Annotated in this window: 14 protein-coding genes; 7 read left to right on the forward strand and 7 right to left on the reverse strand. The window is 75.6% G+C overall.

From position 1 onward, the window contains the following. Positions 1 to 370: 370 nt before the first annotated feature. Complete coding sequence (locus ABIE39_RS14795) at positions 371 to 1,279, reverse strand: SDR family oxidoreductase (RefSeq protein ID WP_209829385.1); 909 nt, start codon at positions 1,277 to 1,279, stop codon at positions 371 to 373. Between the two features lie 120 nt (positions 1,280 to 1,399). Between ABIE39_RS14795 and ABIE39_RS14800 the strand changes: the two genes are divergently transcribed. Beyond that, positions 1,400 to 1,924, forward strand: coding sequence for a low molecular weight protein-tyrosine-phosphatase (locus ABIE39_RS14800; protein ID WP_255437301.1), 525 nt, complete (start codon positions 1,400 to 1,402; stop codon positions 1,922 to 1,924). Here ABIE39_RS14800 and ABIE39_RS14805 read toward each other — a convergent pair. The 5 genes from ABIE39_RS14805 to ABIE39_RS14825 form a co-directional block, all read right to left on the reverse strand. Next, positions 1,907 to 2,524: a VanZ family protein gene (locus ABIE39_RS14805; RefSeq protein WP_175009391.1), complete on the reverse strand. Its 618-nt coding sequence runs from the start codon at positions 2,522 to 2,524 to the stop codon at positions 1,907 to 1,909. The genes ABIE39_RS14800 and ABIE39_RS14805 overlap by 18 nt on opposite strands. A gap of 176 nt (positions 2,525 to 2,700) precedes the next feature. Next, entirely contained in the window at positions 2,701 to 3,192 is a 492-nt protein-coding gene (locus ABIE39_RS14810) for a hypothetical protein (RefSeq protein ID WP_175009390.1), read from the reverse strand. Between the two features lie 60 nt (positions 3,193 to 3,252). Continuing rightward, the gene (locus ABIE39_RS14815; RefSeq protein WP_175009389.1) at positions 3,253 to 4,401 is read right to left on the reverse strand and encodes an alpha/beta fold hydrolase; all 1,149 of its coding nucleotides are present in this window, start codon (positions 4,399 to 4,401) and stop codon (positions 3,253 to 3,255) included. 45 nt (positions 4,402 to 4,446) lie between these two features. Further along, on the reverse strand, positions 4,447 to 5,055 hold the full coding sequence (locus ABIE39_RS14820) for a DnaJ family domain-containing protein (protein WP_354052349.1): 609 nt from the start codon (positions 5,053 to 5,055) through the stop codon (positions 4,447 to 4,449). A 63-nt stretch (positions 5,056 to 5,118) separates the two neighbouring features. Continuing rightward, positions 5,119 to 5,751, reverse strand: a complete 633-nt coding sequence (locus ABIE39_RS14825; RefSeq protein ID WP_354052351.1) for a hypothetical protein — start codon at positions 5,749 to 5,751, stop codon at positions 5,119 to 5,121. A 122-nt stretch (positions 5,752 to 5,873) separates the two neighbouring features. Here ABIE39_RS14825 and ABIE39_RS14830 point away from each other — a divergent pair, with 122 nt between their 5' ends. Continuing rightward, positions 5,874 to 7,058, forward strand: coding sequence for an aminotransferase class I/II-fold pyridoxal phosphate-dependent enzyme (locus tag ABIE39_RS14830; protein ID WP_074804408.1), 1,185 nt, complete (start codon positions 5,874 to 5,876; stop codon positions 7,056 to 7,058). Between the two features lie 94 nt (positions 7,059 to 7,152). Further along, the gene (locus ABIE39_RS14835; protein WP_255437299.1) at positions 7,153 to 8,052 is read left to right on the forward strand and encodes an endonuclease/exonuclease/phosphatase family protein; all 900 of its coding nucleotides are present in this window, start codon (positions 7,153 to 7,155) and stop codon (positions 8,050 to 8,052) included. A 63-nt stretch (positions 8,053 to 8,115) separates the two neighbouring features. Here ABIE39_RS14835 and ABIE39_RS14840 read toward each other — a convergent pair whose 3' ends face one another. After that, the gene (locus tag ABIE39_RS14840; RefSeq protein ID WP_074804104.1) at positions 8,116 to 8,484 is read right to left on the reverse strand and encodes a CBU_0592 family membrane protein; all 369 of its coding nucleotides are present in this window, start codon (positions 8,482 to 8,484) and stop codon (positions 8,116 to 8,118) included. Positions 8,485 to 8,700: 216 nt separating this feature from the next. On the opposite strand from ABIE39_RS14840, the gene ABIE39_RS14845 reads away from it, so the two are divergent. From ABIE39_RS14845 to ABIE39_RS14860, 4 genes are all read left to right on the forward strand, one after another. Beyond that, a complete protein-coding gene (locus ABIE39_RS14845; protein ID WP_074804106.1) occupies positions 8,701 to 9,618 on the forward strand; it encodes a LysR family transcriptional regulator in 918 nt (305 codons plus the stop codon). A 25-nt stretch (positions 9,619 to 9,643) separates the two neighbouring features. Then, positions 9,644 to 11,143 (forward strand): lactate/malate family dehydrogenase, encoded by a 1,500-nt coding sequence (locus tag ABIE39_RS14850; protein WP_074804108.1) that lies wholly within the window; start codon positions 9,644 to 9,646, stop codon positions 11,141 to 11,143. 104 nt (positions 11,144 to 11,247) lie between these two features. Continuing rightward, the gene (locus ABIE39_RS14855) at positions 11,248 to 12,327 is read left to right on the forward strand and encodes a PIG-L family deacetylase (protein ID WP_074804112.1); all 1,080 of its coding nucleotides are present in this window, start codon (positions 11,248 to 11,250) and stop codon (positions 12,325 to 12,327) included. Next, positions 12,324 to 14,045: a sensor histidine kinase gene (locus ABIE39_RS14860; protein WP_074804115.1), complete on the forward strand. Its 1,722-nt coding sequence runs from the start codon at positions 12,324 to 12,326 to the stop codon at positions 14,043 to 14,045. Before ABIE39_RS14855 ends, ABIE39_RS14860 begins: the two co-directional genes overlap by 4 nt. Positions 14,046 to 14,133: the final 88 nt, after the last annotated feature.

Below are 14,133 nucleotides of genomic sequence, written 5' to 3' on the forward strand. Positions count from 1 at the left end.
CTGGAGGGTTCCTCCTGTCGTGCTGGACGAGGGCACGACACCCGCGGGCTCCGGTGGTTGCGTGGTACTCGCTCGCCGCCGGGGGCTCGCGTCGGGAGACCCCGCCCGGTTCACGGGCTCACCGCATCCGGTCCGTTGCTGGATCGGTTGCGCGACGACTAGCGCGCAACCACCTCACGAGTCCGAAGAATCTTCACTTCCAGGACCACCTCCTTTCGCGTGTACGACGACGGTACGTCCGCCTCCCGCGGCCACGCCAGGGGTTTTCGCCCACGGCGTGGAACCGCCGAGATCGACCTGCCGGTCGCCCGGTCGGCCCTCCGAGGGTCGACGTCGGACGCGTGGGCCGATCTCGTGCGCAGGACGGGCGTCAGGCGGGACGCAGGTGCGCCCACTCCTCGGGGTAGTCGTCGAGCCACGCGGCGAACGACTGGGCGGGCCGCTCGACGAGCCGCGGGACGGTGTCGCTCACGTGCGCGAGCTCGCCCGCGGCGATCGCCGTGTACGACGACACCCACCCGTCCACCTCGAACCGCGGCGCCCCGTACCGGTCGCGTGAGGCGTACGCCTCGTCGACGGTCTCCGGGTGGTACGTGATCTCGCGCCCGGTGGCCGACGACAGCTCGGCCGCGACCTCGGCGAGCGTGAGCGCCTCGGGGCCCGTGACGTCGTAGGTGACGCCGTCGTGACGGTGCGCGTCGGCGTCGAGCAGCACGACGGTCGCGACGTCGGCGATGTCGTCGTGCGACACCGACGCGACGCGCCCGTCGCCCGCGGGGCCGCGGATCACGCCGTCGTCGCCCACCATGAGCGCGAGCCCGCGGTGGTAGAGGTTGTCGCGCAGGAACGTGTGCCGCACGCCGGTGGCGCGGATGTACTCCTCGGTGCGCCAGTGGTCGCGCGCGAACGTGAACACGGCGTCCGGGGCGGCGCCCACGAACGACACGTAGACGATGCGGTGGACGCCCGCCGCGACGGCCGCGTCCACGGCCGCGCGGTGCTGCGCGACGCGGTCGACGTCCTCGCGCGCGGACACGAGCAGCACCGTGTCCACCCCCGTGAACGCCTCGACCATGCCCCGCGTGTCCGTGTACCCGGAGACGACGGCGACGTCCGACTCGGGCAACGGGTCGTCGCCCAGGCTGGGCGCGCGGGCGGCGTCGCGCACCACCAGGCGCTGCGGCGCACCCTCGGCGGCGAGCCGGAACGCGAGCTTCGACCCCAGGAGCCCGCTCGCGCCCGTCACGGCGACCCGCCCCGACCCCGCCCCGATCATCATCTCCTCACGGTAGGCGCCCAGGTCACCGGCCGCCCGACGACGGTCCGGGCGGGGCGTCAGGACACGCAGGACGCCCGACCCGGACGGGAGGAAAGGTCACGACTCGCGCAGAATGGGGCCATGTCCAGTGCCGAGACCCGCCCCGGGCCCTACCGCGTCATGACCGTCTGCACCGGCAACATCTGCCGCTCCCCCATGGCCGAGGTGGTGCTGCGCGACCGCTTCGAGGCGGCCGGGCTCAACGACCGCGTCGTCGTGGACTCGACCGGGATCAGCGACGAGGAGCGGGGGAACCCGATCGACCGCCGGGCGCGCGCCGTCCTGGCCGAGCACGGGTACGTCGTCGACGGGACGCACCGGGCGCGGCAGGTGCGCGCGGGCGACCTCGCCGCCCGCGACCTCGTGCTCGCGATGACCGCCCAGCACGCGCGGGCGCTGCGGCGGCTCGACGCGTCGGCGCCGGTGCGCCTGTACCGCTCGTTCGACCCGGCCGCGCCGCGCGTCGAGCCGGGCGGGTCCGAGCACGTGCTCGACATCGCCGACCCCTGGTACGGCGGGCAGCAGGACTTCGAGGACTGCCTCGCCGAGGTCGAGGCCGCGGCCGACGGGATCGTCGACCTCGTGCGCTCAGCGCTCGACGGCTGAGCGCGCGCGACCGGCTTCGGTCCCGTCGAGGCGCGACCCGCGCGACCCGCCCGGCCGCGGCGCCGCGGACCAGCGGAAGCGGTCGAAGAACGCGTCGAGCGCGGGGACGCGGGACAGCACGGTGAACAGCGCGAGGCCGAGCACGCCGCCCACGACGTTGAAGAGCAGGTCGCTGGCGTCCGCGATGTGGCCCCCACCCAGCAGGTGCGCGGTGACGTACTGGGTGACCTCGATCGCGAGGCTGAAGGCCGCCGCCGCGAGGACGACGCGCCACCACGACGTCCGCGTCAGGAGGAGCGGCACGAGCATGCCCAGCGGCACGAACACGAGGACGTTCGTCAGCGCGTCGGCGACCTCGTAGTCCACGAGAGGCACGAGGACCAGGTGGGCGTCCCACGGGGCGCTGGTCACCGGCTTGTCGAGGAAGATCGGGAACACCGTGTTCGCCACGACCCCGGCCGCGTAGACGGCGAGCGCGAGCGCGACGGCGGCGCGGGGCACGGTCAGCCGGCCGGTCCGGTGCAGGCGCCACAGCAGGAGCGCGAGGACCACCGCTCCCAGCGGGATCACGACGGGGAGGACGGGGACCTCGCGAAACACTCGAACCGCTCCTTCAGCTGACGACGCCACGCACGACGTCGCCGACGGTAGCGCCGCCGCGTCGTCCGGGGGATCCCCCGACGGTGCGACGCCGGCCCCGGCGCCGTCCCCCTGCGGGGGGACCGGTCCGCGCGCGGCCCGCGGTCCGCGCCGCTTCCCGGGGTCGGTGGATCAGGTCAGCGCTCGTACGCCGGCGCCCACCAGTCGTGGTAGACGGAGACGCGGGTCTCGGTCCCGCTCCGCAGCCGCAGCACCATGTAGGTGTCCCACCGGTACTCCTCCGTGTCGACGCTCTCCCCGGGCTCCTGCAGCTCCGTGAGGTATCCCTCGGGCATCCCCAGCGCGTCGGTGAGGCACTCGACGTGGCCCCAGGAGGGGCCGAACGACGATCCCACCGCGCCGAAGCTGACGGAGCCGTTCTCGCGGTCGACGGTCGCGCCCGAGCCACCGAGGTCGCACTCGTCGAACGCCGTCGACACGGCAGCGATGTTCGCCCGGCGCTGGCGGTCGGGTCCCAGCACGAGGGAGGCGACCAGCGCGACCGCGGCGACGAGGACCAGCGCGAGCACGACGACGAGCGGGACCAGCCACCGCGGTCGACGACGGGCGGGGCGCTCGGCGGGAACTGTGCCGCCGGGGGTCGTGAACGGGGCGGGGGGCAGCGTCATGCGTCTCTCCTGGGTGTCGTGCGGTCGGCGAGGGGAGGTGTCATCGGGTGTCGTTGAGCGTCACCGGCGGCGCGTCCGCCCGCGCAACGTCCCGACGGCGGTCCCCACGGACCGCGCGACGGACCGTCCGGCGCGCCGCACCCCGGCACCGAGCCGGCCGAGCGCGCGCGCCACGCCCCCCGTCGCGCGCGGCGCGACGCGGGGAGAGGGGGCGACGGCGTCGGGCACGGGGGGCGTGACGGGGGCCGGGCGCGGCAGGTACGCGCCGACCCACTGCGCGATGCGCCCGTACGCGAGCGCGCGCACCGGCCGGGAGGAGAGGACGACGTCGTGCAGGGCGCCGTCGAGGCGCGCGACCGTGACGAGGTCGCCGAGCTGGACCGAGCGCTGCGCGACGCCGTCCACGTCGATCGCCGTGTCGGTGTGCATCATCTCCGGCGTCCACCGCGGCAGCAGCGTGCTCCGGGCCGAGAGCAGGACGAGCACCGGCGCGCCGATCCCGAGGCCGCGCGCGACGGTCTGCTGCCCGCGGAAGACGGCGGACAGCCACGCGGGCGTCGTCCGGAAGCCGTGCTGGGGACGCCACGCGAGGTCGTAGGACCACTCGCCGTCGAACTCCTTGCTCACGGAGCGCGTGTAGAAGCCGAGGTCGACGTTCGGGAGCGGGCGCGTGGGCGTGAGCCGGGCGCGTGCGCCGATCACGGGCTCGAGCAGGAGGCGGCCGACCTCGCGCGTCTGGAACTCCAGCCACGGGCTGTTGAGGACGAGCGCCGCCGCGCGCCCCGGGTGGCGCGCGAGCCACAGGCTCAGCGTGAGGCCGCCGGTCGAGTGACCCATGAGCACGACCTCGCGCGAGGAGCGCCCGTCGCCCCGGTGGCCCATCGCCCCGAGCGCGGCCTCGATGTCCTCGTCGTACGTGGCGAGGTCGGCGACGTACCCGGGCGTCTGGCCGGGCCGCAGGCTGCGGCCGTACTTGCGCAGGTCGAGCGCGTGGAACCGCGCGCCGTGCGCCTCCCAGAAGTCGGCGAGCCCGGTCTGGAAGAAGTAGTCGGACCAGCCGTGCACGTACAGCACGTCGAGGTACGGGTCGGGGCCCGGGCGTCGGCGCCGCACGAGCGTCGCGACGACGTCGCCCTCCTCGTCGGGCGCGAGCGGGAGCATGAGCTGCTCGTAGTCGTCGCCCAGGACGTCGGGCTGCCAGTCGGCCATGCCGCCGACCCTAGGCGGGCCCGACGACGGCCGCCCGCCCGGTGGTCAGCGGGCGGTGCGGCGGGCGCGCCAGCGCGCGACCTCGTGCTCGACGTCGCGCGTCGGCGTCACGACGGGCGGCCCGCCGAGCAGCTGGCGGCGGGCGTCGACGACGCGCGCGTTGAAGTCCGCGAGGATCTCGCGGACCGCCCGCTCGTCGAGCTCCCGGTCGAGGCGGTCGTCGAGCTCGCGGTCCTCGCGCTTGAGGAGCATGGCCGGGGGCCCGAGCCCGGTGAGCTGCTCGCGCTCGATCACGGCCTTGAGCCACCAATCCGGGTCGTGCGTCCCCGTGAGCCCGGGGATCGGCTTGCCCGCGAGCGGGAGGTCGTCGAACTCGCCGCGCCGGACAGCCTGGTCGATCACCGTGTCGACGTACATCGCCCGGTCCTCGGGTCGTACGCGACGCGGACCTACGGCCGGGAGGTCGTCGTCGCGCGCCCCGGCCGGCTCGTCCGTCGTGCGCGACCCGCCCGGTGCGCGCGCCGGGTCAGGGATCGCGGGCTCGTCGTCGGACGCCTCCTGCTGCGCGGCCTCGCGTGCCGCCTCCCGGTCGACCCGGTACTGCGCGGCACGCCGGACCGGGTCGTCCGGGGTCCGGGAACGTCGTCGGAACACGAGCACCTCCCTCGTCGTCCCCGCCAGCGTAGGCAGCCGCCGCCCCGCAGGACGAGCGGGGGATCAGCCGTCGAGGAGCGGGTGATACCGGCGGCGCAGGGCCCGGTCGAGCGCGGCGAGCACGCCGCCCACGGTGAGGATCGTGTTCACCGGGCTCGGGAGGTCCGGGACGAAGGGCGGCGTCCACCCCGTGATCTCCGAAGCCAGCGCGAGCAGCTGCGGCACCTGCGTGACGAGCGCGACCGCGAGCACGACCCACGCCGTCACGCCCACGGCGCGGCTCGCCGTCGGGCGCTCGCGGTCCATGCGGTCGCGCCAGGCCTCGGCGGTCCCGGGCAGCGGGGGGACGTCGTGCACGGTGCCGACCGCGTCCACGACGCGCACGTACCGCATCCCGTAGGTGCCCATCCTCGCCTCCAGCGTCGCGCCCCCGAGGTCGAACCGGGCGCGCGAGCGCTGCTCGTCGACGAGCCGACCGTCCCGGTACAGCCGGATGCGCTCGTCCCAGTCGAGGAAGTCCACGGCCACGACGAACTCGTGGCCGCCGTGCCGGAGCCCGAACGCGCTGCGCCACAGCACCGCCCACCCGCGGACGGGGCGGAAGGTCGCGGCGCCGTCCCGTCGGTCACCGTGGTCGCCGCGGTCGTCGTCCTCCCGGTCCTCGGGGCCGTCGCGCCAGGCGTCGTCGGTCGTCATGGCCCCATCCGACCCCGGGCGTCGGGCACGGCGCGTCGGCCGGACGACCGACACCCCGGTGCGCGGCCGGCCGACGTCCGCCGAACGGATGACCCGGGCATGATGGGCTCATGCCCGGGTCGATGAAGGTCTCACGCCGCTCCCACGTGCCGCCGTTCGCGGTGATGGAGGTCCTCGCCGAGGCGAACCGGCTGCGCGACGCGGGCGCGTCCGTGCTCAACCTCTGCGCGGGCGAGCCGTCGACCGGGGCGTCGGACGTCGTGCGGCGGCGTGCGATCGAGCTGCTCGAGCACGGCGACCTCGGCTACACCGAGTCGCTCGGGGTGCCCACGCTGCGGCGCGCGATCGCCGAGCACTACGACCGCTGGTACGGCGTCGAGATCGACCCGGCGCGCGTCGCGGTGACGACCGGGTCGTCCGGCGGGTTCCTCCTCGCGTTCCTCGCGGCCTTCGACGTCGGCGACCGCGTCGCGCTCGCACGCCCCGGCTACCCCGCGTACAAGAACATCCTGCGCGCGCTGGGCTGCGAGGTCGTCGAGCTCGACTGCGGCCCGGAGACGCGCTACCAGCCCACGGTGTCGCAGCTCATGGAGGCGTACTACGACGGCGGCCTCGACGGGCTCGTCGTCGCGAGCCCCGCGAACCCGACGGGGACGATGATCCTGCCCGCCGAGCTCGACGCCGTCGCGGCGTGGTGCACCGACCACGAGGTGCGCCTCGTGAGCGACGAGATCTACCACGGCATCGTCTACGGGGACGGCGCGGACGGCCCGGCCGCCGCGCTGCCGACGGCGGCGCGGTACGTGCCCGACGGCGCCGTCGTCGTCAACTCGTTCTCGAAGTACTGGGCGATGACGGGGTGGCGCCTCGGGTGGCTCGTGCTGCCCGACGAGCTCGTGGGGCCGGTCGACGCCCTCGCCGGGAACGTCGCGCTGTCACCGCCCGCGCTCGCGCAGCACGCGGGCGTCGCCGCGTTCTCCCCCGAGGGGTACGCCGCCGCGGCCGAGAACGTCGCGCGGTACGCGGCGTCGCGCGAGCTCGTGCTCTCCCGGCTCGACGACCTCGGGTGGTCGCGCGTCGCGCCCGCCGACGGCGCGTTCTACGTCTACGCCGACGTCTCCGGGGACGGCCTGGACTCCGTGACGTGGTGCGCGCGCCTGCTCGCCGAGGCGGGCGTCGCGCTCACCCCCGGCACCGACTTCGACGGCGTCCGCGGCGGGGACTGGGTCCGGCTGTCGTTCGCCGCGGCCCCGAGCACGGTCGCCGAAGCGGTCGAGCGCATCGCCGCCTGGCGCCGCACCCTCTGACGCGGCCCGGGCGGCGCGCGGCCCGACGACGTCCCCCGCGCCCGGGGACCCCGCCCTGGTCGCGACGGTCCGCGGCCCGCGCGAGGATCGTCCGGTGCCCCACGACTCCCGTGACCTGAACGACGGACCGCTGCCCCCGCGCCCGGACGGCGCCCTGCGCCTCGCGACCTTCAACACGCTGCACGGCGCCGCGCTCGACGGGACGGTCGACGTCGAGCGGTTCGCGCGCGCCGTCGCGTATCTCGACGCCGACGTGCTCGCCCTCCAGGAGGTCGAGCGCGACTCGCCCCGCTCGCACCGCGCCGACCTCGTCGCCGTCGCGGCGGAGGCGCTGAGCGCCGAGCACCGGCACCTGTCCCCCACGCTCCGTGGCGTCTCCGGTGCGTGGGTGCGCGCGGGGCGGCCGGGGTCGGGCGTGCGGCGCGTCCCGGGCGTCGCGTCCTACGGGATCGGTCTCGTCAGCAGGTTCTCCGTCGAGCGGTGGTCGCGCCTCGAGCTCGACCGGATGCCGTGGCGGTCGCGCGTGCGGCGGCGCCGGCCGGGGACCGCGACGGGGGCCGCGCGCCTGCTGCCCTTCCGGGTGGTGCCCGACGAGCCGCGCGCCGCGCTCGCCGCGGCCGTCCGCACGCCGTGGGGGCCGCTCACCGTCGTGACCGCGCACACGACGTCGCGCCCCGAGTTCACCGCGGACCAGCTCCGGGCCTTCACGGGAGCCTGCGCGCCGCTCCCGCGCCCGCTCGTGCTGCTGGGCGACCTCAACCTGCGCGCGCCGGAGCCCGCGGAGATCACCGGGTTCACCTCGCTCGCCGACGTGCTCACGCACCCCGTCGACCGGCCCGTGCGGCAGATCGACCACGTGCTCGCCGACGGCCTGCCCGGCGGCCCGACCGTCCGGGCCCTCGGGCCCGCGACGGCCGTCGACACGGGGCTGTCCGACCACCGTGCGGTCGTGGTGGACGTCGTCCTGGAGCCGGCGCCCGGCGCTCCGCGCTGAGCAGGGTCGGGCGGCCGCGCCGAGCGGGGTCGGGCAGCCGTGCCGGGCGGGGGCGGGCGGCCGTCAGGCGGCGAGCCCGACCTCCTGGGGCGCGGGCTCGCCGTCGGCGCGCACGGCGACCGCCGCAGGGGCGGACGCGGTGAGGGCGGCGGCCTCGTCGAGCGCGCGACGGCGCGCACGCCGCGCCCGCACGATGACGACGATCGCCTGGGCGCCGATGAGCACCCACACGAGGTTCGCGGCGACGGACGGCCACACGCCGTTGGCCGCGGCGACCATGCCCATGAGGCCCGCGGCGGTGAGGTTGGTGAGCTGGAACGGGGCGGACGACGGCGCCCAGCGGCCACGGCTGACCATCGCGTAGGCGACGACGCCGGCGGCGGCACCGATCCAGCCGAGGAACATGACGATCGCGTCGAGGGTGACAGGCACAGCGGTACTCCGGTGACGAAGAAGGGGTGGAGGGGGGTACCGCGACGCTGCGGTGGCTGTGCGCTCCGGGCCGATGGCTGGTGGCGCGGGTGGTGCGAAGCTCGGGCGCCGACCCGTAAGGAGGAGGAGGTAACCGACCGGCGCCACGACAAGTGTGAGGCCTTCCGCGGTTCAGCACAATCGAAGGATTCTGCACCGGGTGTTTAGCATCTCTACATGGCGACGGACCCACGCAGACTTGGTTTCCTCCTTGCCGTGCACCGTGGTGGAGGCATCCTCGCGGCAGCGGATCTCCTGCACGTCACCCCGTCCGCGGTCTCGCAGCAGATCCAGCGGCTCGAGGCCGAGGAGGGGGTCGTCGTGCTCGACCGCGGACCGCGCGGCGTGACCCTCACGCCCGCCGGTCGCGTGCTCGCCGAGACCGCCGAGCGCATCGAGACCGAGCTCGTCGAGGCCCGCAAGGCGCTCGCCGCGCTCGGCGACGAGGTGAGCGGGCGCGTCGCCGTCGGCTCCTTCCAGACGGCGATCCGCGCCGTCGTCGCGCCCGTCGCCGGGCGGCTCGCCGAGACCGCCCCCGGGATCGAGCTCGACGTGCAGGAGCGCGAGCCCACCGAGGCCCTGCGCCTCCTGCGCGCGGGCGAGCTCGACGTCGTCCTCCTCGAGCGCGACTACGAGGCCGACTCCCCCGCCCCGCGCGGCACGCGCGAGATCGTCCTGCTCGACGAGCCGTGGCGGCTCGTCGTCCCCGCCGGCATGCCGACGCCCACGCGTCTCGACGACGTGCGCGACGCCGTGTGGCTGGGACCCGAGCCCGGCACCGCCGCGGCCCGTGCGCTCCGGCGGCTGTCGCGCGGGCTCGGCGGGACCCTGCGCACGCGGCACAACTACTACGACTTCGACGTCGCGCTCTCGCTCGTCGCGGCCGGGCTCGGCGTCGCGATGCTCCCGGCGCTCGCCGTGGAGGGTGGCGCGTCGGACGAGGTGCCCGACGGCGTCACGGTCGTCGGGCTGCCCGGGCTCGGCTCGCGCCGCCTCGTCGCGCGCCACCGCGCGACCCGGCACGAGCCCCGTCCCGTGGTCTCCGCCGTGCTCGACGAGATGGTCGCCGCCGCGGGCGGGATCGCGTTCGCCTGACTCCGGGGCGTCGTAGCCTGCGAGGGTGGACGTAGCGGTGGTGGGGGCGACGGGCGACGTCGGCCGGCAGGTGTGCACGCAGATCGTCGAGCGGCGGGTGCTCCCGCCGACGGCGCGGCTCCAGCTCGTCGGCCGGGCAGGCGGGGCGTCGGGGCGCGCCGTGCACGGGCTGCGCGCCGACCTCGTCGACGCGTACGACGAGCACGCGCCGCTCCTCGACGTCGCGCACTCGCCCGACGACGTGACCGCCGACGTCATCGTCGTCGCCGCCGGCCTCACTCCCCCGGCCCGCACGGGCGCCGACCCCGACCGGCGCGTGCTCGCCGCGACGAACGGCGCGGTGCTCGCCGAGTACGCGGACGCGATCGCGCGGCACGGCTCGGGCCACGAGGTCGTGATCGTCGTGACGAACCCCGTGGAGCTCGGGGTCGCGGTCATGGCGGAACGGCTCGGGCGGCACCGTGTGCTCGGCATGGGGGCCTGGCTCGACACGCTGCGGTTCCGGCGCGAGATCGCGGTCGAGCTGGGCGTGCGGCGGCACCGGGTCGGCGGGTTCGTGGGGGGCCAGCACGGCGAGGACGCCGTCCCGCTGTGGTCGACCGTCCGGGTGAGCGGGCTCGACGCCGACGAGCGGGCCCGCGCCGTCGCCGCGCTACGCCGCGGCCGCACGCTCGGCGCCCTGCCCGGCGAGATCGCCGCGGCGAAGGACGAGCTCGCGCGCGTCGCGAGCCAGGACATGGGCGCCGCGTTCGAGCTCATCGACACCTGGCCCGCCGACCTGCGGCTCGTCACGCGACCCTGGATGACCCACCAGTCCGGCGCGAAGACCCCCGCGGGCACCGCGAGCGCGACCGTCGACCTCCTCGAGGTGATCCTCGACGGCCGCGAGATCGTCGTCGCGGGGCAGGTCGCGCTCGACGGCGAGCTCGACGGACGGCTTCCCTCGGACGACGGCGTGCCGTCGCGCGGCGTCCTCGGCGTCCCGGTCGTGCTCGGCCCGGGCGGGTGGACGCGCGTCCTGCTCGACGAGCTGCCCGACGACGAAGCGCGCCGGCTCGTGCAGGCGGCCGGGGGGATCGATCGCCTGGTGTCGGCGAGCGCGGCGTCGGCGAGCGCGGGGTCGCCCGCGGGCGGTACGGCGAGCGCGGCGGCGGGTGCGGAGGGTTCGTCGGGCGCGGCGGGCACGCAGGTCGGGACGGCTGGCGTCCCGGGCACGACCGGGACGACGGTCGCGGAGCGCGTGCCGACCCCGGCCGGTGCGGAGCGCGACTGGGTCGCGACCGTGCACGGTCTGGACCAGCCGGGCACGCTCACCGCGCTCACCGGGGTGTTCTCGACGCGCGGCGTGAGCTTCGACTCGCTCGCCACCGGGCCGGTGGACGGCGACGGCCGGGCCGGGCGGATCGTCGTGTCGTTCCGCGCGACGCCCCGCCGCACGCGGGCCCTGGAGCGCGCGGTCCGGCGACTCGCGACGGTGCGCTCCGTCGTCGTCGAGCCCGCGGGAGGCGACGCCGGGCGTCCCTGACCGCGCCCCGGGGTGCCCGTGCCGCGCACGCCGGGACCGTGACGAGCGGTGTCGTCCCGGGGCGCGTACCGTCGATGGGACCGAGTCCGCAGTCAGGGGGGACCGTGCCCGAATCCCAGTACCAGGTGCTCGTGATCGAGGACGACCTCGACGCCGCCGAGTTCCTGAGGATCGCGCTCGAGCGTCACGGCGGCATGCACGTCGACACGGTCGAGACCGCCGAGGGAGCCGTCGAGGCGCTGCGACGGCAGTCGTACGACGTCCTCGTCAGCGACATCCAGCTGCCCGGCCGTTCCGGGCTCGAGGTCCTGCCCGAGCTCCGGGCGATCGACCCGGCGGTGCGCGTCATGATCGTCACCGCGTACCCGACCGTGGACCACGCGATCGGTGCGCTGCGCGAGTCGGCGGACGACTTCCTCGTCAAGCCGGTGACAGCCGCCGAGGTCGTCCGCCGCGCCACCGAGCTCGCGCAGCGGACCCGGGCGGCCCGCACCTCCTCCCGGCAGCGGGTGCTCGCCGTCGGAGCGCACCCGGACGACGTCGAGATCGGGGTGGGTGCCACGCTCGCCGCGCACGCCGCCGCCGGGGACGAGATCGTGACGCTCGTCCTCTCCGGCGGTGCGGTCGGCGGCGAGACCTCGGCCCGCCGCTCGGAGGCGGCCGCCGCGGCCGCGGTCGTCGGTGCGCGCCTCGTGCACCTCGACTTCCCCGACACGCGGCTGGACCCCGCCGCGGGGATGATCACCGCGATCGAGGAGGTCGTCCGGGAGGTCCGCCCGACGCGGATCTACACCCACGGGATCCACGACCGCCACCAGGACCACCGCGCCGTGCACGAGGCGGTCCAGGTCGCTGCGCGGGAGGTCCCGGGGCTCTGGTGCTTCCAGAGCCCGTCCTCGACCGTCGAGTTCGCGCCGAACCGCTTCGTCGACGTCGACGGGTTCGTCGACACCAAGCTGAGCATGCTCGCCGCCTTCGCGTCCCAGAGCCACCGGGAGTACATGCAGCCCGACGTGGTGCGTGCGACCGCGCGGTACTGGGCCAGGTTCAGCCCCGCCCGCGACGCCGAGCCGTTGGAGACGGTCCGGGCCAGCGAGACCCTCGTCCGCGGGGAGGTCGTCCAGGCGGCTCCCGCGGTCGACGGGCAGGGGGCGGACGCCGGGCACGGCTCCGGCGGGCGGTGAGCAGACCGACCGAGCTCGGTGAGAGGTACCCGGTCCTCCGCCTGGGCTGGGCGGACGAGGACGCCGTCGCGCTGCGCCAGGTGCCCATCACGCTCTCCGTGGTGGTCGCCGCGGCCTCGCTGTGGTGGATGGTGGAGCCCGCCCGTCCGGGTCTGCTGGTCGCGGCGGTCGTGCTCTCCGTCGGCGTCCTCGTGGTCGCCGCGCTCGGCCGGTGGGACACGTGGCCCGTCTCATGGCGCTTCGCCTGCTCGCTCGCGCAGATGCTCGCGATCGGCCTGCTCGACGTCGGGGCGGGCCTCCAGGCGGTGACCCTCGACATCCTCCTCGTCCTCCCCCTCGCGAGCCTGGCGCTCCGTCCGGGCTCGGCCGGTCCCGCGGTCGGGCTCGCGGGCGCGGGTCTGGTCCTCCTCGTGCCGGTCGTCGTGGACACCGGCCGGATCCAGCCCGTCCTGCACGCGGTCGTCACCTTCTCGATCCTCGCGACGCTCGCGCTCGGCATCCACGGCATGGTGACGCTCGCGCGCGGCCAGGCCGTCCAGCTGGCCGCCGCCCGCGACGCCCTCGACGCGTCGTCACGACGTCTGCGCGACTCGCGGGACACGCTCGCGAGCATCCTCGCCGCCGCTACCGAGCAGGCCTTCCTGGCCACCGACGACGCGGGCACGGTGGTCTCCGCCAACACCGGCGCCGAACGTCTCCTCGGGACGGCGGCGAGCACGCTCGTGGGGACGGACGTCGTCCGCCTCCTCGGCGGAGGATCGGCCGCGGCGGGCGAGGCGGGCGACCAGGAGGGGGGCACGCCGTCGGCGCTCGCGGAGATCGTCGGGGCCGCCGCGCACGGCGGCACCGAGGTGCACGAGCGCGACCACACCCTGCCGGACGGTACGAGTCGTCGGCTCGAGGTGGTCGTGACCCGCAGGCCCGCCCTCTCGGGGCCGGCGCCGGAGCTCCCGCCGGGCTACCTGTTCGTGGCGACCGACGTGACGCGCCGCCACGAGGACGAGCAGGAGCAGGACGCGTTCATCGGCCTCGTCAGCCACGAGCTGCGCACGCCGCTCGCCTCGATCCTCGGGTACGTCGACCTGCTCCGGATGCGGCCCGAGAGCCTGGACGACGAGCAGCAGCGCTATCTCCAGGTCGTGGAGCGCAACGCGCACCAGCTCCAGGCCCTGGTGGAGGACCTGCTCACCAGCGCCCAGGTGGTCTCCGGGACGTTCGCCCTGGTACCGATGGAGCTGGACGTGGTGGAGGTGGTCCGGGAGGCCGTGGCGTCCACCGCACCGGTCGCGGCCCGTGCCGGGGTCGCGATCGTCGAGGACGGGGACGCCGAGGTCCGCCTGCTCTCCGACGCGCAGCGGCTGGGCCAGGTGGTCGAGAACCTGCTCACGAACGCCGTGAAGCACAGCACGCGGGGCGGCCAGGTGCGGGTGAGCGTCACCGCCGAGCCCGCGCAGGATGCCGCCCGGTGCGTCCGCGTCCGGGTCGTCGACCACGGCACCGGCATCCCGGCGGATGAGCTCGCGCGCCTGACCGAGCGCTTCTACCGGACCCGGGAGACCGTCCGTCGGCGGGTCCGGGGCGTCGGTCTCGGCCTGTCGCTCGTGCAGACGATCGTCGACGCGCACGGGGGGAGCCTGTCCATCGCCAGCGAACCGGGGGTCGGGACCGAGGTGGACGTGCTCCTGCCCGACCTCTCACCGGACCAGGACGAGCCCTAGGGCGTGTCTCCTAATGAGGGCCATGGAGCGACAGAGCAAGTGACCTCGCGATCGCTCTGATTGCCGGACCTCAGTGATCAGGTCGAGG

This window comes from Cellulosimicrobium sp. 4261 (genome assembly GCF_040546915.1).
In the GTDB taxonomy this organism is placed as follows: domain Bacteria; phylum Actinomycetota; class Actinomycetes; order Actinomycetales; family Cellulomonadaceae; genus Cellulosimicrobium; species Cellulosimicrobium cinnabarinum.